Here is a 22,597-nt window from a genome sequence, read left to right as displayed (position 1 = left end):
CGACCGTCGCGGACCGAGAGTGCGGCTCAATCGCCGCAGTTGCTGCCACAGGTCGGCGGCGGCGGGGGCGCCGCGCAGGTGCCGCAGGACGCGGTGGCGATCGACAGCCCGTTGTGCTGCAGATTGCCGACGCCGGCGGCGACGTTGACGCCGATGTTGCCCTGTGCGCCCGACAGGGCGTTGCCGCCCAGGGTGGCGTACAGGTCCAGGCTGATGCGCCGGCCTTCGCTGTCGAGCAGATTGAACATCGCGCTCTGTTCGCTGTCGGCCGCGGCCAGGGCCAGGCGGCCCGAGCTGTTGACCGAGGCGGCCATCGCATTGCTCTGGGCGTTGCCGACGCCGGCGGCGACGTTCACACCGATGTTGCCCTTGGCGGCGGACAAGGCGTTGCCGTCCAGGGTCGCGCTGTAGTACGTGTGGTCGGTGTTGGTGGTGGCGTAGTTGTCGCTCGCGCTCTGGCTGCTGAACACCATCGCCGAAGCGAAGACCTTCTCGCCGTCGACCGCGGACAGGGCGGTGTCGTTGGCCTGCGCGTTGCCTACGCCGGCGGCCACGTTGACGCCGATGTTGCCTTGCGCGTCGGACAACGCGTCGTCGCCGAGATGGGCATCGTGATCGCCGTCGCCGAGCGAGAGGTTGTGCTCGGTGGTCTGGTCCTGATCGACCGTCGCCGAGGATTGCGAGGCGATCTTGATCTTGCCGCGTACCTTGACCCGGCCGTGCACGTCGATGTCGTTGTTGACGCGGGTCGAGCTATGGATGTCGGCGTCGTCGCCTTCGGCCCAGACCGGCAACGCCAGGCTGGAAACCAGCGCGATGGCGAGCAGGGTGTGGTGAAGTTTCATAACGATTCTCCGTAGCGGTGCCTGGAGCGGAACGGCCGCGGCCCGATGCGGCCGCGGCCGTGCGCGGATCAATCGCAGCTGCCGCAGGACGCAGTGGCGATCGACAAGCCGTTGTGCTGCAGGTTGCCGACGCCGGCGGCGACGTTGGCGCCGATGTTGCCCTGCGCGCCCGACAGCGCGCTGCCGGCCAGGGTGGCGAAGGTGTCCAGATCGCAGTCGGCGGCGAGCTCGTTGAGGAAGCTGGTCTGCTCGCTGTCGGACGCGGCCTTGGCGATGCGGCCGGAGCTGTTGACCGAGGCGGCCATCGCGTTGGTCTGCGCATTGCCGACGCCCGCGGCCACGTTCACGCCGATGTTGCCCTTGGCGTTGGACAGCGCGTCGCCGTCGAGGGTGGCGCTGTAGTAAGTGTCGTCCACGCCCGAATAGGCGAAGTTGCCGACCGAGGCCTGGCTGTTGAAGGTCATCGCCGAAGCGAACACCTTTTCGCCGTCGACCGCGGACAGGGCGGTGTCGTTGGCCTGGGCGTTGCCGACGCCGGCAGCGACGTTGGCGCCGATGTTGCCCTGCGCGTCGGACAGCGCGCTGTCGCCGAGATGGGCGTCGTGATCGCCGTCGCCCCAGGAGGAGTTGCCGAGAGTCTTCTGGTCCTGATCGACGGTCGCGGCCGATTCGGACTTGATGTAGATCTTGCCGCGCACCTTGGCGCCGCCCCAGACGCCGATGCGGTTGCTGATGCTGGTGTTGCTGTAGATGTCGGCATCGTCGCCTTCGGCATGGGCGGGAGCGGCGATAGCGACGCCGAGTGCGAGGGCAAGCAGGGTGAAATGGACTTTCATGGCCTCTCTCCTGGTGATGGTGGGTATTGCCTTGGTCTCTGCCGCTTTGTTCTAAGGAAGGCCCCCGGGCAGTCGGAGCACGATGGCGTTGGCCGACGCGTTGTCGGCCCCCGCGGTCTGATTGAGTTGCAGCACGCCCTGGCCGCCGTGGAAGGCGCCTTCGGCGATCGAGGCTTCGCGCAGCGGCGAGGAAGACGCAGCGGCCGCATCGGCGGACGCGGACGCGGCGCCGGCGACATCGGCCAGCACCGCATCGTCCAGCCCGGACACCATCCCGCCGCGGCTGACCGCGAACAGGTTGGCCTGGGCATTGCCGGCGCCGGCGCTCTGGTTCACCGACAACAGGCCGTGGGCATCGGCGAACGCACCGGCCGCGATGTGCGCCACCGCGTCGCGCACCGATGCGGCGCCGGCGACGCCGTGCTGGGAGAGCTGCGCGTCGGCCAGCGCCAGGCCGTCCGAAGCGTGGGCGATCGTCGCCAGATTGGCCTGCATCTGACCGCTGCCGGCGGCCTGATTGACCGCGGCGCGGCCTTGCAGGCGCTGCGCGGCGCCGGCCTCGATGCGCGCTTGATCGCGTGCCGGGGCGGGCTCGGTGGCGCGGGTGTCGGTGGCGACCGCGGTCGCCAGCAGGCACACCGCCAGCCACAGCGGCGCGATGCGCTCGGCGCGGGTGCGCGGCGCGCTCATCGCCCGTTCCCCTGCGGCGACAGCGCCTGCATGACGCTGCCGGTGATCAGGTCGCCGAGGCCGGCGGTGGCGCTGGTGACCGCGCCGCCGACGCTGGCGGTCGGGCCCATCGGGGGGGCGGAGGAGGCGCCGAGCATGCTGCGCTGGCCGGCCGGGCCGCCGATCGCGTCGGCAGGCACCAGCAGGTCGCTCAGTTGCCGGGTGGCGGCCATCGGGCTGAGCCCGGTCGAGCCGTGCTGGCCGAGCTCGGCATCGTCGACCAAGGGCGAAAGCGAGCGGTCGAGCGTGCCGTGGAAAACCTGGCCGGGAAACGTGGTCGCTTCGGTGTGGATCGGATTGTCCTGGGCCGGCAGGGCGCGATAGGCGATGCGCGGATGGACGGTGCGCGCGACCACCACGGTGGTGTCGCGATGCTCGTCGGCCGGCGCCTGCGCCCGGACGGTCCCGGCCGCCAGCACCCACGCGGCGCAGGCCAGGGCCAGACGGAGGCGACGACGCGACGGACTCGGTTCGAGCAGGCGGCGGACATGCATGGCGATTCCCCAAGGCGACGGCGTCGCAGCGACCGCACGGCGCACCGGCGGTGACAGGGTTGTCGCGAAAGTCGTGCCGACCTCGCAATCAGTTGAAAACCAAAGAAATTTCCAGGTTCTGGCGGACCTTGCGCAGGTTAAGGAAGCGAAAACGTTGCGTCGGCGATACCGGGGCGGGAACCGCATGGCCCGAGTTAATGAGCCACATGACACAAACTTACGAAGGTGAATGCCGTGTCAAATCAGGCTCGCAGCCCAGTCGATGCGGCCCCGTCGGGCGGCGACCGCAGGCGTTGCTTCTTTGCAACCTTGCGCCCGTGCGAGGATGGCGCTCCCGCCCCGAACCGCTTGCCCATGTCCGCGACGATCGATGCCCCGGCCGACTTCATCGAGGTCTATCCCGAAGCGCTGAGCCGCGAGCAATGCGCCGACCTCGTGCGCCGCTTCGACGCCAGCCGCGACAGCGAACCCGGCCGGGTCGGCGGCGGCGTGATGCCCGACCTCAAGGACAGCCGCGACCTGACCATCACCAATCGCGAGGGTTGGAAGGACATCGAGATCGCGCTCAACCTGGCGGTGTTCCGCGGCCTGCTGCAGTACCTGCGCCGCTATCCGCACACGATGATCGCGCCGCTGATGCTGGAAGCGCCGTCGGCCGACGGCAAGCGTCACCGGCTCACGCCCGAGCGCATGGCGGAGATGGACGACAACGCGCTGGCGCCGATCGCGCAAACCGTGTTCCGCCCGGGCGCGATCAATCTGCAACGCTACACCGCCGACCGCGGCGGTTATCCGTACTGGCATTGCGAGCTGTATCCGCGCGATCAGGGCGCGGAGACGCTGCATCGGCACGTGCTGTGGACGATCTATCTCAACGACGGCTTCGAGGAAGGCGAAACCGAATTCCTCTACCAGCAACGCAAGATCGCCCCGCGCGCCGGCGATCTGCTGATCGCGCCGGCGGCCTTCACCCACACCCACCGCGGCAACCGGCCCAAGGGCGGCGACAAGTACATCGCCACCAGTTGGATCTTGTTCCAGCGCGCGGAGCGCTTGTTCGCCGGTCGCTGAGAGTCGCGCAGCGGCGTCAGGGCGCCGCGCGAAAAGCAAATCCTCCGGCGCCGCCGCCCCGCCGGCACAGGTGCCGCCGCCTTTTCCATAGGGGGCGAATCGTCCAGGCGTCGCCCGGGTTCCGCTCCGGGCATCCGCCGTTGAAGCGAATCGCCGCGGGTCCGCGCCACAACCAACCGAAGCCATCCCCGCTGAAAGCTTTCCCCCTTTGAACAAGAGGGCCAGGGGAGGATTCGCTTTTAGCGGCTGCGTCTAGCCTTCGCCTTCAGCGGTTGCCGCCGGCTTCGCTACCGTCGAACCCGCGCCGCATCCCCGGCTTCACGGATGCCGCGGATGGTTCAGCACCAGCCAATACAGCCCGACCTGCTTCACCGCCCAGACGAATTGCTCGAAGTCGACCGGCTTCTGGATGTAGCTGTTGACCCCCAGCGCATAGCTGGCTTCGACGTCGAACGGCTCGGTGCTGGTGGTCAGCACCACCACCGGCAGGGTGCGGGTCGGCTCGTGGGCGCGGATCGCCTGCAGCACCTCGCGGCCGTCGACCTTGGGCAGGTTGAGGTCGAGCAGGACGATCGAGGGCAGGTCGTTGGGGTCGCGGTCGGAATAACGGCCACGGGCGAACAGGTAGTCCAGCGCCTCGGCGCCGTCGCCCATCACCACCAGCCTGTTGGCGATCTTGGCCTCGTCGAAGGCGAGCCGGGTCAGCTCGACGTCGTCGGGGTTGTCTTCGACCAGCAGGATTTCCTTATGCATGTGCGTCTTCCCCGCCGGCCGCGACGACCGGCAATTCAACGATGAACGTACTGCCCGCCTCGGCCTGCGACTGCGCCAGCAGCCGGCCGCCGTGGCGTTCGGCGATGCGCTGCGCGATCGCCAGGCCCAAACCGTGACCGCCGCCCTGGTCCGGCCCGTGCAGGCGCTGGAAGGGTTCGAATAATTTATGAGCATAGCGCATGTCGAAACCCGAGCCGTGATCGCGCACGGCCAGGCTCAGGCGCCCGTCCTCGACCGCGCCCGTCACCTCGATCCGCACCGCCGCGCCGGGTTCCAGCCCCTGGCTGGAGAACTTCCAGGCGTTGTGCAGCAACTGGGTCAGCATCAATTTGAGCAGGCGCTCGTCGCCTTCCACCTGCAGGCCGGGCTGCACCTGGATCTGCGCGCGGTGGCTCGGATCGGCGTCCTGAAGCTCGGCGCCGACCCAGTCGGCGAGCAGGCTCAGGTCGACCGGCTCGCGGCGCAGCTCGGTGCGGGTCGCGTGCGAGAGTTCGTTCAGCGCCGCCAGCAGGCTGGTCATGCGCGAGGCCGCGGCGCGGATCCGGCCCAGGTAGTCGCGGTCGGTCTCGTTCAGGCGCTCGCCGGCGCGTTCGCTCAACAGTGCCGAGAAACTCTCGATCGAGCGCAGCGGCGCACGCAGATCGTGCGAGACCGCGTCGGCGAACAACTGCAGCTGGCGCTGGCTGGCGTCCAGCGCGGCGCCGTTGGCTTCGGCGCGCGCGCTCAGCGCCAGGCCGGCGGCGCGTTCGCCGCCGATGTCGCGCATGTGCGAGATGAAGTATTGCGGCGCGCCGTCCTCGTCGCGCATCACCGCGATGTTGAGCTGGACCCAGACCTCGCGGCCGTCGCGATGCAGGTAACGCTTGTGCTCGTCGACCGACGCCAGACTGCCGTTGACCAGGGCCGCGACCAGATTGCGGCTGATCTCCAGATCGTCGGGATGGGTGACTTCGCTGTAGTGATGGCCGAGCAGCTCGTCGATGCGATACCCGAGCAGAGCGCACAGCGCCGGATTGACCTCCAGCCAGATCCCGTCGAGCGAGACGATGGCCATGCCGATGTTCGAGGCCGTCATCGCCTGGCGGAAGCGGTCGTCCCCCGCCGGGACGGCGGGCTTCGGGGCAGGCGACAGGCTCATCGGGGCGGTCGGCGGAAGCGGGGCTCGGGTGTGGTGACCCAGGAGTGTAACGGTTGCATCCGTGACGGGAGGGTGGATGGCCGCCACGGCGCGGTCACGGCCAGGTCGCGCACAATGCTGCGATGGACCTTCAACAGATCGTTTTTCTGCTGATACTCGCCGGTGCGCTGTATCTGTTCGTGAGCGAACGCCTGCGCGTCGACATCACCGCCATGCTGACCCTGCTGGCCCTGGTGATGACCGGCATACTCGACGCCAAGCAGGCGCTGTCGGGCTTCGCCAGCGAGCCGGCGATCATCGTCGCGGCGGTGTTCGTGATCTCCGGCGGCTTGGCTGCGACGGGCATCACCGAACGTTTGGGACAATGGATCGGCCAGGCCGCCGGCCACAGCGAGCGGCGCGCGATCGCGGTGACCATGCCGGCGGTGGCGGCGCTGTCCTCGTTCACCCACCACGTCATGGTGACGGCGATGATGCTGCCGATCCTGACCCGCTTCGCCAAGGCGCGCGGGCTGTCGGCCTCGCGCCTGCTGATGCCGATGTCGTTCGCCGCCTCGCTGGGCACCACCCTGACCCTGGTCAGCGCGCCGGCCTTCCTGCTCGCCGACAATCTGATCGAACGCTCCGGCTCGCCGGGACTGGGCATTTTTTCGATCACCCCGATCGGCCTGGCCCTGATCGCGCTGGGGATGGTCTATATGCTGCTGGCGCGCTGGGTACTGCCCAAGCGCGGCGGCGATCACGGCGACGACGGCTATCTGCGCCTGGACCGCTATCGCACCGAACTGCTGATCGTCGAAGGTTCGCGCTGGAGCACGCGGCCGCTGGCCGAGCTGCAGAAGGCGCTGGGCGACCGCTTCGTCCTCACCGGCTGGTTGCGCGACGGTCAGCGCCGCCAGGACCTGGGCCCGAGCAGTCCGCTGATCAGCGGAGACGTGCTGTTGGTGGAAGCCTCGGCCGACGCGCTGGCTTCGCTGCACGACGACGCCGGCCTGGACCTCAACGCCATCGCCCGCTTCGGCGAGCGCGTCAGCAGCGACGGCGACGGCGAGCCGCAACTGGTGCAAGCGGTGATCGCGCCGGGCTCGGAGTTCATCGGCCGCAGCGTGCGCGAGCTGGATTTCGCCCGCCGCTTCAATGCGGTCATCGCCGGCCTGTGGCGGCGCCAGGGCGCGGTCGCGCCGCGCCTGGCCGATGCGCGGCTGCGCGAAGGCGACCTGCTGGTGCTGTGGGGGCGCCCCTCGCGCTTCGCCGAACTCGCCGCGCATCACGGCTTCCTGATGCTGGTGCCGTTCGCCGGCGAAGCGCGCCGGCGCGTGCGCGCGCCGCTGGCGCTGGCGATCCTGGCCGCGACCGTGGTCGCGGCGGCCACCGAATGGCTGTCGGCGCCGCTGGCCTTCCTGCTCGGTGCGGTGGCGATGGTCGCCACGCGCTGCGTCGATGTCGACCAAGCGTATCGTGAGATCGACGTGCGCATCTTCGTGATGATCGCCGGGGTGATTCCGCTCGGCGTGGCGATGGAGCAGACCGGCACCGCGCAATTGCTGGCCCAGGCCATGCTGCATCTGATCGCGCACTGGTCGCCGTTGGCGATCTTGCTGGTGATGTTCTCGGTCGCGGCGCTGTTGACCCAGATTCTCTCCGACGCCGCGACCACGGTGTTGCTGGGACCGATCGCGGTGTCGCTGGCGCAGTCGCTGGGCCTGCCGCCGACGCCGTTCGTGGTCTGCACCGCGCTCGGCGCGGTGGTCGCGTTCCTAACTCCGATCGGCCACCACGGCAATCTGCTGATCCTCGGCCCGGGCCAGTACCGTTTCGCCGATTTCCTGCGCATCGGCCTGCCGCTGACCGCGCTGATCGCCCTGGTCTGCGCGTGGATGGCGCGCTGGTTGTGGCTGGACGGGCCGCTGTGGCCGCTGTCTGGATAGTGCGACGGGCTTCGCGTCGGGCTGCGAGTCCTAACCGCAAGTAGGAAATTTCTGACCCTACAGCGCGCGCTCTCCTGAGAGCCGGCATCGCCGTCATCGGCCAAGGTAGCCGCGCCGCGCCTCTAGCGCGGTGCCGCCGCGCTGCTGCGACGGGCTTGCGGCGAACGGGGCAGAATCGGAAAGGGCCGGATGAACGAAGCAGCCAAGCGCTACACGGTGCAACTGAGCGAACGCGACTACCAGGGCCGGCGCCTGGCTTGCGAGGTTTCGGACGAACGCTACGGCAATGCCGCCGCCGCTTCGGCCGCGGCCAAGGCCGAAGCCTTCCACCTGTCGGTGCAGCTGCGTCGCCCGATCGCGATCCGCATCTTCGAGGACGAGCGGGTCTATCTCTCCCACATCATGCCCTCGCCGGCCTGAGCGCACTCGCGTGGCCGCGATAGGAGCGGCGTCCCGCGGGGATGGGTTCCGGTCGTAAGCGGCGCCCCGCCGCAACGGCGCACACGAGCGCCGACGTCCGGGCACGGGTCCGATACCTTCGCCACGGCCGATGCCCCGGCGTCGGGTCGCGGCGCGGTATTGCCTCGCCTCGTCTGTCGCGGCTCACGCCGCTGCTACAGGCCGCCGCGACATCCGGTGTGCATGCGTCGCCTTGCCCGATCCAACCCGCCGCGCTCGACACGACCCAAGCGCGGCGCGCATGCGCACTCTGACGCCGATCCCATTTCCTGTCTTCGTCGCTTCGGCCCGGCATCGCGCGGGTAGGGGAGCGACGCCGGCGCGCGTTCGACACTATGGGGAGGGGCTGTAGAACAAGCGCCGTCGCTTCGCCGAGCAGCTTGTTCGCGGCATGCAAGACCTTCGCCTTCGCGCACGACCCCGTTTCCGCGACCGCGTTCGCGGAACGGGCATTGGCTGGTCTTTTCCTTTTTTCGTTTACGACTCGGAGAACCTGCATGTCCAGCAAGCAACGTCTTTTGACCGCCTCGATCCTGTTGGCAATCACCGGTTCCACCGCCACCGCCTGGGTGGCGACGCAGTACGGCAGCGATCGCGCGCCCGGCATGGCCGGCGCCGCCGACGGCGCCGCTCGACGCGCGCCTGCCGCGTCCGCGCAGGCTTCGCATGCGTTGTCCGCTTTCGCCGCGGCGCCGGCGCGTTCGGGCGCCACTCCGGCCGACCAGCTCGAACGGCATCCGGCGGTCGCGCGCGCGCGCGATCTGCTGCAGGCCGAGAAGATCCGCAGCGCCGGGGCACGGGCCGACCGCACCGCGATCGAAGCCGAGCAGTACCGTCCGCGCGACCTGATCGTCGAAGCCGACGGCAGTCAGCACGTGCGTTTCGATCGCAACTATCAAGGCTTGCCGGTGATCGGCGGCGACCTGGTCGCGCACATGAAGGACGGCCTGCTGCGCTCGGTCAGCCGCAGCCTGGATCTGCAGCTGGGCCGGGGCGGCCAGGCGTCGCCGAAGCTGTCGGCCGGCGAAGCCATCGCCGACGCCGGCGTGCATTTCGCCGGCCGCTTCATGCAGGCGCCGAGCTCGCGCATGGTGTATTTCGCCAAGGACAACCAGCCGCGCCTGGCCTACGAGGTGACCTTCCGCGGTCTCAACAAGTTCGAACGCCCGGTCCACGACCTGATCTACGTCGACGCCGGCGACGGCAGCCTGCTCGGCCGCGACAGCCGCATCTACAGCGCCGAATCGGTCGAAGGCCAGGGCTACACCATCACCCGCGGCAAGGTCGCGATCTCGACCAGCAAGGTCGGCGCCGAAGAAAGCGACGGCCGCGGCGCCGGCTTCCTGCTGCGCGACGACAAGCGCGGCGGCGGCACCGTGCACAACACCGGCGGCACCGTGGTCGACCTGTACTTCGGCGGCGGCGACTTCAGCGCCCCGCCGATGTTCGACAAGGACAATCTGTGGGGCAACGAACAGATGTCCAACATCGAACGCACCGGCGTGGAAGCCCACTACGGCGTGTCCAAGACCTGGGACTACTACAAGAAGCTCTACGACCGCGCTGGCATCTTCGGCGACAACAAGGGCGTGGAGAGCTTCGTCAACGTCACTTTCACCCTCTTCTACTTCATCGACGCCGGCGGCACCAACGCGTTCTGGGACGGCGAAGCCAAGCGCATGGTCTACGGCAACGGCGACTACGGCATCTCCAACCCGGTGGTCGCGCTCGACGTCGCCGGCCACGAGATGTCGCACGGCGTGACCCAGGCCACGTCCAACCTGGCCTACTCCGGCGATGCCGGCGGCCTCAACGAGGCCAGCTCGGACATCCACGGCACCCTGGTCGAATTCTTCGACAACAGCCCGAAGGACCCGCCGGACTACCTGATCGGCGAGAACGTGATGCTCGACGGCAAGCCGCTGCGCTACATGTTCAAGCCCAGCCTCGATGTCGCCGAGGACGGCAGCGGTTCGTTCGACTGCTACCCGGCCGGCGGTTTCACCGAGGAAGACCCGCACTACACCTCCGGCGTCGGCAATCACTTCTTCTACCTGCTCGCCGAAGGCCAGAAGGTGCCCAAGTCGCACCGCAAGACCCTGCAGCCGGCCGACCTGGTCTGCAATGGCGCGACCGGCCTGAAGGGCCTGAGCCCGAACACCGCCGGGCAGATCTGGTACCGCGCCAACACCCTGTACCTGACCTCGCAGGCCAGCTACCCGCAGGCGCGCGAGGCGACCCAGAACGCGGCCCAGGATCTGGTCGACAAGGGCCTGCTCAAGGCCAGCGCGGTCAAGACCGTGGCCTGCGCCTGGGAAGCGGTGTCGGTGCCGCTGCCGGAAGGCTCCAAGGGCGTGAGCTGCAAGAGCTGAGATCTACCCGTGTCAACGCGCTGATTGGCTGTTATTGCGCCCCCGTCCATGAGGACGGGGGTTTTTTCTGCACTGCGCTCGCCGTCGTCGCCGCCGCGATGCCGGCGGCTTCAGCGCGATGCGGCGCCGCGCAACGGCAGGTAGGCACCGTCGTCGTCGCATTCGTGGCGCCGGCTCAGGGATAGAACGGAACGCGTGCGAGCTTGTACGCACCGTCGATCTTGCGGAACACCCGCTGCTCGAAGATATCGTCGTCCTCGAGCAGGTACTCGCCCGGCGCGATCGGACCGACGACTTCGACCTCGCCGTCCTCGTCGCGAACTTCGTCGACGGCCGGGTCGTACGCGCGCAGGCGCCGCTCGCGCAGCGCCGTGCGTACCGCCGGCGACAACACCCGTTCGTACTTGGCGCGAAACTCGTCCGGGGTCAGGCTGCTGCGGGTGGCGCGCAGTTCCTGCGTCGAGCAGCCGTCCTCGGCGTTCACGCAACTCAGGCCGGTGGCGTAGTCGGCGAACGGACGAGCGCTCATGCGCGCGACCGCCTCGCGATCGTCGGCGGCGACCGCGCGGCGGAAGTCGTCGATAAACACCTCGAACTCGCCGTGGCGCTCGTAGCGATAGACGGGCATCGATGCGGCCGGTGTCTCCAACGCTTGCACCCAGTCGCGGCGCAGCTCGGCGATGCGCCGGTCGTAGGCGCGCAACAGGCAAGCCTCGTCGGCGCAGGCGTCGCGGCGGGCGAGCCAGGCGGCTTGACCGGCCGCGAGCGGGTCGATGCGACGGCCGCTGGCGCCGTCGATGCCGGCGGTTTCGGCCTGGATCTGCCGATACAGGCCATTGAGCTCGGCATCGCGCCGCGATAACTCGTCGCTGGCGCAGATGCGCTGTTCGACCGCGCTGCGCGCATGCCGGCAGTCGAAACCCGGTGCGGTGGCGGTGGCGGCAGCCGCCGCGCCGGCCAGCGTCGGGCCCAGCACGGCGAGGGAAAACAGGCGGAGCGGATACAGACCGAGCATGCGAGATCCTTTCGATGCGATGAATCACATGGCGGCGCGCGATCGCAGCCGCCGTTTCCTGCGCAGGCGACGATCCGGCCCGCGTCCTGCGGCATTGTCGTCCGGCCGCGGCGGCGCGCGCCAGTCGCGCGGCTCAAGCCACCGGCGGATGGCGGAACAGGCGCTCGCCGATGAAGTCCAGGAACACCCGCAGCTTAGGCGACATCAGCCGATGCTCCGGCCACAAGGCCCAGAACTGGCCGCGCTGCGCTTCGAAGCCCGGCAGCACCCGGCACAGGCGGCCGTCGGCGAGCAGTTCGCGGACCATGAAATCGGTGGTGTAGACGATGCCCAGCCCGTGCACCGCCGCCGACACCGCCGCTTCGATGTTGTTGCACACCAGCGCCGACGGCAGGTGCGGCGGCGACTCGCCCGGCTCCAGGCGCAGCGACCATTCCTGGACCTTGCCGCTGTTGGCGAAGCGGTAGTGGATGCACTCGTGCGCCTCCAGGTCGGCCGGCCGACGCGGTTCACCGCGCCGCTGCAAGTAAGCGGGCGCGGCGCAGAGCATGAAGCAGAACGGCCCCAGCCGGCGCGCGCGCAGCCGCGAGTCGGGCATGTCGCCGCTGCGGATCACCACATCGAAGCCGCCCTCGACCACGTCGACCAGTTGATCGTTGAAGTCCAGGTCCAGCAATACTTCCGGGTGCAGGCGACGGAATTCGTACAGCACCGGCATCAGGAACCGGTAGCCCGCGGTCGGCAGGCCGATGCGCAACCGACCGCGCGGCGCCTGCATGGCGTGAGTCAGCATCGCCTCGGCTTCTTCCAGCTCGTCCAGCAGCGGCCGGCAGCGTTCGTAGAAGGCCTGGCCCTCTTCGGTCAGGCGCACGTTGCGGGTGTTGCGCTGGAGCAAGCGCACGCCGAGCTGCTGTTCGAGCTTGGCCACGCTCTTGCCGACCGCCGAGGACGACAGGCCGAGCAGGCGCCCGGCGCCGACGAAGCTGCGGGTCTGGGCGGTGCGCACGAAGGCCAACAGGCTGCCGAGTTTGTCCATGGCGGAAATCTTGCGCGATCGATTATGGAAAATTGTTCCACAAAGCCAGGATCGCGGGCCGGTTTTTCCGCGATTGCGGCGCCTCTAGGCTGTAACGCCCCGCACGCCGATCCCTCCATGTCCGTTTCCCTGCCCGCCGACCGCCCGGTCGGGCGCCTGGACCGCTATCTGATCCTAGGCGCCGTCAGCCTCGCCGGCCTGGTCCTGCCCTTGAGTTTCACCGGCCCGCCGGTCGCCATTCCCGCCATCGCCGCCGAACTCGGCGGCAGCCCGGTGGCGCTGAACTGGATCACCAACGCCTTCATGCTTGCCTTCGGCAGTTGCCTGATGGCCGCCGGCACCCTGGCCGACACTTACGGCCGCAAGCGCACGTTCGCCACCGGCATCCTCGCCTATGCGCTGGTGTCGCTGCTGCTGGCGCTGGCGCCGAACCTGCTCGCGCTGAACCTGCTGCGCCTGTTGCAGGGCGTGGCCGCGGCACTGGCGCTGGCCGGCGGCAACGCGGCGCTGTCGCAGGAATTCCACGGCCCGGCGCGAATCCGCGCCTTCAGCCTGCTCGGCACCGCGTTCGGCATCGGCCTGGCCTTCGGCCCCAGCCTGGCCGGCTGGCTGGTGCAAAGCCAGGGCTGGCGGGCGGTGTTCCTGTCCAGCCTCGCCATCGCGGTGCTGGCCAGCGCGTTCGGCGTGCCGCGCATGCGCGAGTCGCGCGATCCCGAGGCGCGCGGGCTGGACTGGCCGGGCTGTTTCAGTTCGACCGCGATGCTGAGCCTGCTGACCACCGGCCTGCTGCTGGCGCCGGAGCGCGGCTGGTCCGATCCCTGGGTGCTCGCGGCCCTGATCGGCGCCCTCGCGCTGCTGGCGCTGTTCGTGCGGGTGGAAACCCGCGCGGCGCGGCCGATGCTCGACCTCAGCCTGTTTCGCCTGCCGCGTTTCGTCGGCGCGCAGTTGCTGCCGATCGGCACCGGCTTCGCCTATCTGGTCCTGATCATCGTCTTGCCGCTGCGCTTGATCGGCCTGCACGGCTACAGCGCGATCGAGGCCGGCGCGCTGATGATGGCCTTGTCGGCGCCGATGCTGCTGGTGCCGTTCGCGGCGGCGCTGCTGAGCCATCGCCTCGCCGCCGGCGTGCTGTGCGGCGGCGGCCTGTGGCTGGCCGCGGCCGGATTGGTCTGGCTCGGCGCGATCGCCGGCCAAGCCGGGGCCGCGGCACTGGTCGCGCCGCTGCTGCTGATCGGCACCGGCGCGGCGGTGCCGTGGGGCCTGATGGACGGCCTGGCGATCAGCGTGGTACCGAAGGAGCGCGCCGGCATGGCCGCGGGCGTGTTCGGCGCCAGCCGGGTCTCGGGCGAGGGCATCGCCATCGCCGTGGTCGCCGCGGCCCTGGCCGGCCTGCTGCAGTGGCAGCTACGGGCGCTCGCGCCCGACGCCGGCGCGGCGCTGGGCCAGGCCGCGCAACGCCTGGCCACCGGCGATGCGGCGCACGCGCGGGAACTGCTGCCGGGGCTGGATGCCGCCGCGCTGCGCCACGGCTACGAGCGCGCGTTCGCCTGGCTGATGTACCTGCTGGCGGCGGTCACCGCGGCGATCGCGTGGGGGGCGTATGCGCTGCTCGGCGAGGCCTCGGCGCACGAGGCGACGCCGCAATCGGCGACCTCGCACGCCGGGGCGGCCTGCGCCGACGCACCGTAACGCCGGCGGACTGCGACGCGAGCGGCGCACTGCGATCGATGGGCGGACGGATCGGCCGCAGCGAACCGGTCAGAACAGGTCCAACTGCGGCGTCGGCTTGCGCGGCGGCACGAACTGCGCGGTGTCCAGCGCCGGCAAGCGGCCGAAGCCGTGCCGGCGCCAGGCCTTGCGGAAGCGCTGCGCGATCAGTTGCGCGAACGGCCCTTCGCCGCGCTGGCGCTTGCCGAAGGCGGCGTCGTAGTCCTTGCCGCCGCGCATCTGCTGGATCAGGCTCATCGCGTGCGCGGCGCGGTCGGGGTAGTGCAGTTGCAGCCAATCGCGCCAGACCTGCTTGAGTTCGTGCGGCAGGCGCAGCAGCACGTAGCCGGCGGCGCGCGCGCCCGCCGCATGCGCGGCTTCGAGGATGCGTTCGATCTCGCCGTCGTTGATGGTCGGAATCACCGGCGCGACCATCACCCCGACCGGCACCCCCGCCTCGGCCAGGGCGCGCATGGCCTTGAGCCGCGCGTGCGGCGCCGAGGCGCGCGGCTCCATCCGCGCCGACAGCTGGTTGTCGAGCGTGGTCACCGAGAAATACACCGACACCAGCCGGCGCTGCGCCATCGACGCCAGCACCTCGATATCGCGCACCACCGAGGCGTTCTTGGTCAGCAGGCTGAAGGGATGCGAGCAGGCGTCGAGCACCTCGATCACGCCGCGGGTGATCCGGTAGCGGCGTTCGATCGGCTGATAGGAATCGGTGTTGATGCCCAGCGCGATCGGCGAGCAGACGTAGCCGGGGCGGGCGAGTTCGGTCTGCAGCCGTTCGGCGGCGTTGACCTTGGCGAACAGCCGGGTTTCGAAGTCCAGCCCCGGCGACAGTTCCAGGTAGGCGTGCGAGGGCCGGGCGAAGCAATAGACGCAGCCGTGTTCGCAACCGCGATAAGGATTGAGCGACTGGCCGAAGGCGATGTCGGGCGAGTCGTTGCGGCTGATGATGCTGCGCGCGGTTTCCTCGCTGACCCGGGTGTCCGGGCGCGAGACCGCATCGGCGTCCTCGTACAGGGACCCCCAGCCGTCGTCCTCGCCGTGGGCGGTGCGGACCTCGTAGCGGCCGGCGAGGTAGGACGCCGAGCCGCGGCCCTTGATCGCCGCCGGCTGCAGATTGGTCAGGGTTTTGCGCGCCGAGTCCATCCGCGCAGCCTACGCCGCCGGCGTCGCAGGATCCGCGACACGACCGGATCGCTCGGTTCCAGCGCGGCGTCGTCGGCAAGCTGAATGCGCTTGCGGGCAGGCCGGGACACCCGCGCCGCGCAACCGGCTTATTCGATCGCGAACCGGGTGCTGACCGAAGCGGTGACGCTGATCTGGCCGACCGACAGGGTTTCGCTGTCGCCCGATTCGCCGCCGCCGGCGTTGTTCTGCATGACGTTCTGCATCATCTGGCCGCCGCTCATGCCACCGCCCCAGCGGCTGCCGCTGCGCCACCAACCGCCGGCATACGACTCCGACACGTTCAGCACCGGGCCGCGCCGCACTCCGAGTTCGGCGGCCATCGCATCGGCTTTTTCTTTCGCCGCCTGGATCGCCAACGCGCGCGCGGCGTCGCGGTGCTTGCGCAGCTGGGTGGTGCGGAATTCGATGCCGTGGATGTATTGCACGCCGCTGGACAGCAATCCGGTCAGCACGTTTTCCAGTTCGCCGATCCGGGTCAGCTTGATGCCGATGCTCTTGCGCACGATGTAGACCTGCGGCGTCGTGAGCGAGTAACCGGAGTGGTAGCTCGGCTCGATGCTGATGAAGTCGGTCTGCACGTCCTTGTCGGGCACGCCGCTGCGCTTGAGAAAGGCCAGGGCCTGGGCGACGTTGTCGTCGTTGCTGCGCTTGGCCTGGTCGAGACGGGCATGGCGCGATTCGACCCCGACGTCGAGCAGGATCACGTCCGGCACGACCTTGATCTCGGCCGAGGCCGACACGTCGACGCTGCGCGGTTGGGTTTCGGCGGACACCGGCGAGGAAAGCGAGGCGAGCAGGGCGATGGCAAGCAGGTGCCGGCGGATCATGGGGGTCCTTCCTGTGGTCTGGCGGGCGAAGCCGCATCCTAACTCGACCCAGCAGGACCGGTCTTTGCCGGCGCGTGCACTCGTCACGGCCGCGAAACACCAAACCGGCGGACTATGCCGGCCGGGGCCCGCGGGCTAGCCTAGCGCTCGCGGCCGTACCGGCGGCGCCGCTCTGCGACGGAGTAACGAAACGTGCTGGACCTGCTGCCCGCTGTTTGGCAAGACCTGCTCGCCATTCCCCACCTCGGCCTGTATCTGACGATCGGCTGGGCGGTGTACCTGGTCTGGCTGAGCCTGTGGATCGTGCTGCAGAAACGCGAGCCGGTGGCGACGATCAGCTGGTTGATCAGTCTGGCCGTGCTGCCCTACATCGGTTTCCTGATCTATTACTTCTTCGGCCCGCAGCGCATCCATCGCCAGCGCCTGCGCCGGGTGCGCGCGCGCGCCGCGCTGCCGCCGCCGCCGCCGGGACTGACGCCGTCGCCGGAAGCGATCGAGCTGGCCAAGCTGAGCCAGGCCACCACCGGCCTGCCGCCGACCACCGCCACCGAAGCGCGCCTGCTGATCGACGGCGGCGCCAAGTACAGCGCCTTGCTCGAGGACATCGCCCAGGCGCGCGAACGCATCCATCTGGAGTACTACATCTACCAGCCCGACCGCACCGGCACGGCGCTGCGCGACGCGTTGGTCGAGCGCGCCCGCGCCGGGGTCCAGGTGCGGCTGCTGTTGGACGCGGTCGGCTCGGGCCAGACCAGCAACCGCTTCGTCCGCCCGCTGATCGAGGCCGGCGCCGAGGTGGCCTGGTTCCACCCGATGAAGCTGCGCTGGTTCTGGCGCCGGCCATGGCTGAACCTGCGCACCCACCGCAAGATCGTGGTGATCGACGGCCGCATCGGCTACACCGGCGGCATCAACATCACCGACGAGGAAGACGAGCGCCTGCGCCAGGACGCGTACCGCGACCTGCATCTGCGCCTGGAGGGCGACGTGGTGCGCGAGCTGGAACTGGTGTTCGCCGAAGACTGGTGCTACGCCACCGGTCAGCCGCCGCTGCGCCTGCATCACCTGGCGCCGCAATCGGGCGGCATCGCCTCGCAGGTGGTCACCTCCGGACCGGATTCGTCGTGGGAGGCGATCCACCGCGTCCACGTCGGCGCCATCCATGCCGCGCGCAAGCGGGTGTGGCTGGTGACGCCGTACTTCGTGCCCGGCGAGGCCGCGCGCATGGCCCTGACCTCGGCCGCGTTGGGCGGCCTGGACGTGCGCCTGCTGGTGCCCAAGCTCAGCGACAGCCGCTTGGTCACCTACGCGGCACGCTCCTACTTCGACGAGCTGCTCGACGCCGGGGTCAAGATCCACGAGTACGGGCCGCGCATGCTGCACACCAAGGCGTTGTTGTGCGACGACGAGTTCGCGATCGTCGGCAGCGCCAATTTCGACCACCGCAGCTTCCGCCTGAACTTCGAGATCTCGGTGATGTTCTACAACGCCGGCCTGGCCGGCGAGCTGGCGGCGCTCATTCAGGAGGAGTGCTCGCGGGCGCCACGAGTGCGCGCCGACCGCAACCGCTCGCTCTGGCGGACCCGCCTGCCGGAAGCCCTGGCGCGCCTGGTGTCGCCGTTGCTCTAGCCGGTTGTGCCGCCGGTCGCATCCGGGCGGGGGCTCGGCTGCCGCCGCCATCGCCCCGCGCTACACTCGAACCGGACCCGCCCGGCCGCCGCACGGCCGGGGTCGGGCGGCCGGACCGCCGCACCGGTTCGGAGTCGGAGACTACGTCAGGGAGTACGCCGCAATGCCTTGGGTTTATCTGCTGCTGGCCGCCGCCGCCTTCGTGCTGGCGCTGAAGACCAATTCGCCGGCGATCCTCGCGGTCAGTCTGCTGGCCGCGCTCGGCTTGATGATCGCGGGCGTGATGAGCCTGCTGGCGCGGCGCCTGGACAACACCAGCCGCGACGTCTCGGTCATCATCGATCCGGTCGAGCTGCGCCGCCTGCGCGAGCAGGCCGAAGCGCGCAAGCTGGCCGCCGCGGCCACGCAGCCGGAAAACACGCCGCGTTGAGTTCCGGCGCGGCCTGGCGCCGCGCCGCGCGGTTTCTCCGCCGCATCCCGCCGCACTCCCCGAGCCGACGCTCGCCGCGACGCAGCCGGCAGGTTAGGCTGTGCGCATGACCGTACTCAGCGTCAACGTCAACAAGATCGCCGTGCTGCGCAACTCGCGCGGCGGCGCGGAGCCCGATGTCGTGCGCGCGGCGCGCGCCTGCCTGGACGCCGGCGCCCACGGCATCACCGTGCATCCGCGCCCCGACGCCCGCCATATCCGCGCCGACGACGTGTACGCGCTGGCCGAACTGACCCGCGCGTACGGCGTGGAGTTCAACATCGAAGGCAATCCCTTCGCGCCGCCGCGCGAAGGCTATCCGGGCCTGCTGACGTTGTGCGAGCGCACTCGCCCGGCGCAGGCGACCCTGGTGCCGGACGGCGACGACCAGCTCACCTCCGACCACGGTTTCGACTTCATCCGCGATGCCGAACCCCTGCGTCCGCGCATCGCCGAACTGCGCGCGCTCGGCTGCCGGGTCAGCGTGTTCGCCGATGCCGACCGCGCCGGCATCGAACTGGCCGCCGCGCTCGGCGCCGACCGGGTCGAGCTGTACACCGGTCCGTACGCCGAAGCCTACGCCGACGGTCGCGCCGAATCGGCGGTCGCCGCTTTCGCCGCCGCCGCGCGCCGCGCCCAGGCCGCCGGCCTGGGCGTCAATGCCGGCCACGACCTCAGCCAGGCCAACCTCGGCGCCTTCCTGCGCGGCGTACCGAACGTACTCGAGGTGTCGATCGGCCACGCTCTGATCGGCGAGGCCTTGTACGCAGGCCTCGACGCGACCGTGCGCGGGTATCTGCGGGTGATCGCCGAAGCCGCCTGATTGCGGCCGCTGTAGCGGCCGCGAACCGCCTTGGGTAGGAACGGCGCAAGCCGCGACCAACCGCCGCGGTGTACGCAAGCGCCGTAGCCGAAGCCCGGACCTATCGTTGCTTTCCCCAACCGCATCGCCCAGCCCGACTTCGGTCGCTTGCGTGGTAGTCGGCCGCTCCGGTTGTCGCCGCTCACGGCGCTCCTACAAGGGAGGCCGCGAAATCGCTGCGAACGACGACGGCCGCGCGATGGCGGCCGTCGCGTACCGGGGGTGCGCGGCTCAGCGCGTCGGCGTGGAAATGTTCTCGATCCCGCTGTCCTGCGCAGCCGACAGGGCCTGGGCGAAGCTCTGGTAGTCGGCGTCGGCATTGGCCGCGATTTCGAGCACGGTGTCCGGCGCACTGCGCGCCAGCGACGTCAGCGCCGCCGGCAGTTCGTTCGCGGCCAAGCTGCGGCCGTCGAGCTCGAAACCGCCGCCTTGACGCACCATCAGGCTGGCCTTGGGCGGCGGTTCGACGCTGGTGCCTCCGGGCACCGGCAGGCCGAGGTCGATGTTTCCGGTCAGCGCCGGCGCGGTGACCATGAAGATGATCAGCAACACCAGCATGACGTCGACCAGGGGGGTGACGTTGATTTCGGCGACCGGCGCATCGCCGGCGTAAGCGGAAGCGGAGAACGCGGAACCGGCCATATGCACCTCCATCCTGGGGCGGGCTGCCCGCATTTACGTTAGGCCGGTCACACGGCGTAATGCAAGCCGATCTCATTCCGATCGAGCGCGAGCGGAGCGCCCGACCGGATCGGGCTACCGCCCGCCCCCGGAACATCGCGGCGCCGCGAACGGCTACCGATCGATCCTGTGCCGCGCGGCACGCTGCGCCGGTGCGCACATGCGGCGCGTCGTGGCGCGGAAGCGGCGGCGGCGTTGCGGGCCGTCGCCACGCCGCAAAAAAAAACGCCGCCCAAGCGGGCGGCGTTTCACGACGGTAAGCGTCGGTTTCGGCGTAGAGCTTACTTCTGGACGAAACCGATCTTTTTCATGTCTGCGTTTTTGGCGTAAGCCAGCACCTTGGCGAGGATGCCGTATTCGGCATCGTCGTTGGTGTCGATTTCTAGCAGAGGTTGATTGGTGGGATCGCGTTGAACCGTTTCCTTCATCATCCCCGGGATCGCCTGCAGCGGCGTGGGGTTGTTGTTCCAGAACACCGTCCCGGTCGCGTCGATCCGCAGCGAGATCGGCGGCGGCGGTTCCTGCGTCTGGGGCGGCGGGTTCAACGTCGGTTGCGGCAGGTTGACGTCGATCGGATAGGACACCGTCGGCGCCGTGACCATGAAGATGATCAGCAGCACCAACAGCACGTCGACCAGCGGGGTGACGTTGATGTCGGAAATCGCGCCGCTATCGGAGTTGTTGCTGAAAGCCATGTCTCTTGTCTCCGATTAGCGTTCTTTGATCGCGACGAAACCGACTTTGCGCATGCCCTGCTTCTGCGCCACCGTGACCACGCTGTTGACGATGCGGTACTTGGCGGTGCGGTCGCCGCGGACGTTGATCTGCGGCTGCGGGGTCTTCTGCGCTTCGACCGAAAGACGGCTTTCCAGCTGATCCATGGTGACGGGCTCGTCGTTCCAGTAGATCGAGCCGTTCTCCTGGATGGCCAGGGTGATCGGCGGCGTCTTCGGCGCCTCCTCGGGCTTGGCGAGATTGGCTTCGGGCAGTTTGATTTCGACCTTATGGGTCATCAGCGGTGCGGTGATCATGAAGATGATCAGCAGCACCAGCATCACGTCCACCAGGGGCGTGACGTTGATGGTGGCCATCGGGCCGCCGCTGTCGTTGCCTGCACTAAAGGCCATGTCCGAACTCCAACTACGCTATTGAGAAGGCTAGGTGGTGCTATTAGCGCTTGCCGGCCACTTCGCCGACGCGCGAGCCGGTGGCGAAGAAGTCGTGCAGGTCGTGCGCGAAGGTGTCGAACTTGTTGTTCGTGACACGGTTCAGACGCACGAAGAAGTTGTAGGCGAGCACGGCCGGGATCGCGACGAACAGACCGATCGCGGTCATGATCAGCGCTTCACCCACCGGGCCGGCCACGGCCTGGATCGAGGACTCGCCCGAGGCGCCCAGACGCAGCAGGGCGTGGTAGATGCCCCACACGGTGCCGAGCAGACCGACGAACGGAGCGGTCGAACCGACGGTGGCGAGCACGGTCAGACCGGCTTCCAGGCGCGAGCTCTCGCGGGTGACGGCCTGGCGCAGGGCGCGGTCGACGAACTCCGAGCGGTTCAGCGACTCGACCAGACGCGAGCCTTCGTGGCGCTGGTGGTGAGCGGCGGCCTGGGCGGCGTCGAGGGCGATCTTGGAGAACGGCTCGCTGCGCGGCTGCTCTTCCATGTAACGGATCGCGTCCTGGGCGTTCGGGGTTTCCCAGAACGTGCTGACGACGCGGTCCGACGAACCGCGCAGGCGCAGATTCTTAACGAAATTGATGACGATCCAGTAAACCGACAGAACCGACATCAGCGTGAGCGTGATGAACACGATCCAGCCGACGAGGTCGAAGTTCTGCAACAGATGCGAAAAGCTCATCTGCTGGAGCGCTTCAGCGTTGGAGCCTCCGGCGGCGGCGGTGGTGGTTTGCTGCAGCATGACGCTTACCTTTGAATGTCGTGGAAAGGAAGAAAGGTTTTACGTGGAACTAACGCAACGACTAGCTGTCGAACAACTAGCTGTCCAACCGAACCCGATCAGTTCGGCGGGACGAAATCCACGGGTACGCGGACGCGGCTGGCGACCGGTTGACCGTTGCGCACTTCGGGGTTGAAGCGCCACTTGCGGGCGGCATCCATGGCTGCGCGGTCCAGATTGCGATTGCGGCTGGACTTTTCGACCTGCACGTCCAGCACGTTGCCTTGGGCGTCGATGCTGATCACGAGGACTACGGTGCCGCCCACGCCCTGGCGGGCTTCGGTCGGCGGGTACTTCGGCGGGTTCAACCGGCGCGAGGACGGGTCGACGCTGGAACCGATGTCGCTGGCGACCTGCGGCGGCGCGGGCGGAGCCGGCGGCGGCGCGGGCGGGTCGATCGGGCTCGGGTCCAGGTTCTCGACCGGCGGCTGATCCGGCGGCGGAGGCGTCGGGGTCGGGCGCGGCGGAGACAGCTCCTTCGGGGGCTGCTTGATCTCCTTCGGCGGCTCCGGCGGCGGCGGCGGCGGCGGCGGGGGCGGCGGCGGCGGCTTGATGATGTTCACACCTGC

Annotated in this window: 23 protein-coding genes; 8 read left to right on the top strand and 15 right to left on the bottom strand. The window is 69.2% G+C overall.

The annotated features are described in order from the left end of the window. Positions 1-26: 26 nt before the first annotated feature. The 4 genes from TX83_RS11745 to TX83_RS11730 all read right to left on the bottom strand — a co-directional run bounded on the left by TX83_RS11745 (position 27) and on the right by TX83_RS11730 (position 2,904). A complete protein-coding gene (locus TX83_RS11745) occupies positions 27-845 on the bottom strand; it encodes a hypothetical protein (RefSeq protein ID WP_064748139.1) in 819 nt (272 codons plus the stop codon). A gap of 68 nt (positions 846-913) precedes the next feature. Beyond that, a complete protein-coding gene (locus tag TX83_RS11740; RefSeq protein ID WP_064748138.1) occupies positions 914-1,681 on the bottom strand; it encodes a hypothetical protein in 768 nt (255 codons plus the stop codon). 51 nt (positions 1,682-1,732) lie between these two features. Then, positions 1,733-2,371, bottom strand: coding sequence for a hypothetical protein (locus TX83_RS11735; RefSeq protein WP_064748137.1), 639 nt, complete (start codon positions 2,369-2,371; stop codon positions 1,733-1,735). Continuing rightward, the gene (locus TX83_RS11730) at positions 2,368-2,904 is read right to left on the bottom strand and encodes a hypothetical protein (protein WP_064748136.1); all 537 of its coding nucleotides are present in this window, start codon (positions 2,902-2,904) and stop codon (positions 2,368-2,370) included. Before TX83_RS11730 ends, TX83_RS11735 begins: the two co-directional genes overlap by 4 nt. A gap of 354 nt (positions 2,905-3,258) precedes the next feature. Between TX83_RS11730 and TX83_RS11725 the strand changes: the two genes are divergently transcribed. After that, complete coding sequence (locus tag TX83_RS11725; RefSeq protein ID WP_064748135.1) at positions 3,259-3,975, top strand: 2OG-Fe(II) oxygenase; 717 nt, start codon at positions 3,259-3,261, stop codon at positions 3,973-3,975. A gap of 318 nt (positions 3,976-4,293) precedes the next feature. Here the strand turns inward: TX83_RS11725 and TX83_RS11720 are convergent, their stop codons facing one another. Together TX83_RS11720 and TX83_RS11715 are read right to left on the bottom strand one after the other, a co-directional pair. Continuing rightward, on the bottom strand, positions 4,294-4,728 hold the full coding sequence (locus TX83_RS11720) for a response regulator (RefSeq protein WP_064748134.1): 435 nt from the start codon (positions 4,726-4,728) through the stop codon (positions 4,294-4,296). Next, positions 4,721-5,887: a sensor histidine kinase gene (locus tag TX83_RS11715; protein WP_075575123.1), complete on the bottom strand. Its 1,167-nt coding sequence runs from the start codon at positions 5,885-5,887 to the stop codon at positions 4,721-4,723. Before TX83_RS11715 ends, TX83_RS11720 begins: the two co-directional genes overlap by 8 nt. Positions 5,888-6,009: 122 nt before the next feature. Between TX83_RS11715 and TX83_RS11710 the strand changes: the two genes are divergently transcribed. From TX83_RS11710 to TX83_RS11700, 3 genes are all read left to right on the top strand, one after another. Continuing rightward, positions 6,010-7,815, top strand: coding sequence for an SLC13 family permease (locus tag TX83_RS11710; protein WP_064748132.1), 1,806 nt, complete (start codon positions 6,010-6,012; stop codon positions 7,813-7,815). Between the two features lie 189 nt (positions 7,816-8,004). Continuing rightward, complete coding sequence (locus tag TX83_RS11705) at positions 8,005-8,235, top strand: hypothetical protein (protein WP_064748131.1); 231 nt, start codon at positions 8,005-8,007, stop codon at positions 8,233-8,235. A gap of 536 nt (positions 8,236-8,771) precedes the next feature. After that, on the top strand, positions 8,772-10,646 hold the full coding sequence (locus TX83_RS11700) for a M4 family metallopeptidase (protein ID WP_064748130.1): 1,875 nt from the start codon (positions 8,772-8,774) through the stop codon (positions 10,644-10,646). A gap of 175 nt (positions 10,647-10,821) precedes the next feature. On the opposite strand, the gene TX83_RS11695 is transcribed toward TX83_RS11700, so the two are convergent. Continuing rightward, on the bottom strand, positions 10,822-11,661 hold the full coding sequence (locus TX83_RS11695; protein ID WP_064748129.1) for a lysozyme inhibitor LprI family protein: 840 nt from the start codon (positions 11,659-11,661) through the stop codon (positions 10,822-10,824). Positions 11,662-11,794: 133 nt separating this feature from the next. After that, the gene (locus TX83_RS11690) at positions 11,795-12,697 is read right to left on the bottom strand and encodes a LysR family transcriptional regulator (protein ID WP_064748128.1); all 903 of its coding nucleotides are present in this window, start codon (positions 12,695-12,697) and stop codon (positions 11,795-11,797) included. Between the two features lie 117 nt (positions 12,698-12,814). Here TX83_RS11690 and TX83_RS11685 point away from each other — a divergent pair, with 117 nt between their 5' ends. Beyond that, the gene (locus TX83_RS11685; RefSeq protein ID WP_064748127.1) at positions 12,815-14,386 is read left to right on the top strand and encodes an MFS transporter; all 1,572 of its coding nucleotides are present in this window, start codon (positions 12,815-12,817) and stop codon (positions 14,384-14,386) included. A gap of 69 nt (positions 14,387-14,455) precedes the next feature. On the opposite strand, the gene TX83_RS11680 is transcribed toward TX83_RS11685, so the two are convergent. Further along, a complete protein-coding gene (locus tag TX83_RS11680) occupies positions 14,456-15,559 on the bottom strand; it encodes a PA0069 family radical SAM protein (protein WP_064748126.1) in 1,104 nt (367 codons plus the stop codon). Between the two features lie 128 nt (positions 15,560-15,687). Beyond that, on the bottom strand, positions 15,688-16,428 hold the full coding sequence (locus tag TX83_RS11675) for an SIMPL domain-containing protein (RefSeq protein ID WP_064748125.1): 741 nt from the start codon (positions 16,426-16,428) through the stop codon (positions 15,688-15,690). A gap of 192 nt (positions 16,429-16,620) precedes the next feature. Here TX83_RS11675 and cls point away from each other — a divergent pair, with 192 nt between their 5' ends. The 3 genes from cls to TX83_RS11660 all read left to right on the top strand — a co-directional run bounded on the left by cls (position 16,621) and on the right by TX83_RS11660 (position 19,349). Then, positions 16,621-18,057, top strand: coding sequence for a cardiolipin synthase (cls, locus tag TX83_RS11670; protein ID WP_428992562.1), 1,437 nt, complete (start codon positions 16,621-16,623; stop codon positions 18,055-18,057). 163 nt (positions 18,058-18,220) lie between these two features. Continuing rightward, positions 18,221-18,487, top strand: coding sequence for a hypothetical protein (locus TX83_RS11665; RefSeq protein ID WP_064748124.1), 267 nt, complete (start codon positions 18,221-18,223; stop codon positions 18,485-18,487). A gap of 106 nt (positions 18,488-18,593) precedes the next feature. After that, complete coding sequence (locus TX83_RS11660) at positions 18,594-19,349, top strand: pyridoxine 5'-phosphate synthase (protein ID WP_064748123.1); 756 nt, start codon at positions 18,594-18,596, stop codon at positions 19,347-19,349. A 270-nt stretch (positions 19,350-19,619) separates the two neighbouring features. On the opposite strand, the gene TX83_RS11655 is transcribed toward TX83_RS11660, so the two are convergent. The 5 genes from TX83_RS11655 to TX83_RS11635 all read right to left on the bottom strand — a co-directional run. After that, positions 19,620-20,030 (bottom strand): ExbD/TolR family protein, encoded by a 411-nt coding sequence (locus TX83_RS11655; RefSeq protein WP_075575125.1) that lies wholly within the window; start codon positions 20,028-20,030, stop codon positions 19,620-19,622. A 320-nt stretch (positions 20,031-20,350) separates the two neighbouring features. After that, positions 20,351-20,764, bottom strand: coding sequence for an ExbD/TolR family protein (locus TX83_RS11650; RefSeq protein WP_064748121.1), 414 nt, complete (start codon positions 20,762-20,764; stop codon positions 20,351-20,353). Between the two features lie 15 nt (positions 20,765-20,779). Next, complete coding sequence (locus tag TX83_RS11645; RefSeq protein WP_064748120.1) at positions 20,780-21,196, bottom strand: ExbD/TolR family protein; 417 nt, start codon at positions 21,194-21,196, stop codon at positions 20,780-20,782. Positions 21,197-21,239: 43 nt separating this feature from the next. Then, positions 21,240-21,989 carry a MotA/TolQ/ExbB proton channel family protein gene (locus TX83_RS11640; RefSeq protein WP_064748119.1) on the bottom strand — a complete coding sequence of 250 codons (750 nt, stop codon included), beginning with the start codon at positions 21,987-21,989 and terminating at the stop codon, positions 21,240-21,242. A 98-nt stretch (positions 21,990-22,087) separates the two neighbouring features. Continuing rightward, positions 22,088-22,597 (bottom strand): energy transducer TonB (locus TX83_RS11635; RefSeq protein WP_428992561.1); only part of this gene is annotated, 510 nt, incomplete at its 5' end.

The sequence above is a fragment of the Lysobacter antibioticus HS124 genome, assembly GCF_000336385.2.
In the GTDB taxonomy this organism is placed as follows: domain Bacteria; phylum Pseudomonadota; class Gammaproteobacteria; order Xanthomonadales; family Xanthomonadaceae; genus Lysobacter; species Lysobacter firmicutimachus.
The sequence above is the reverse complement of the archived record's forward strand: the minus strand, read 5'-3'. Positions and strand labels throughout refer to the sequence as shown.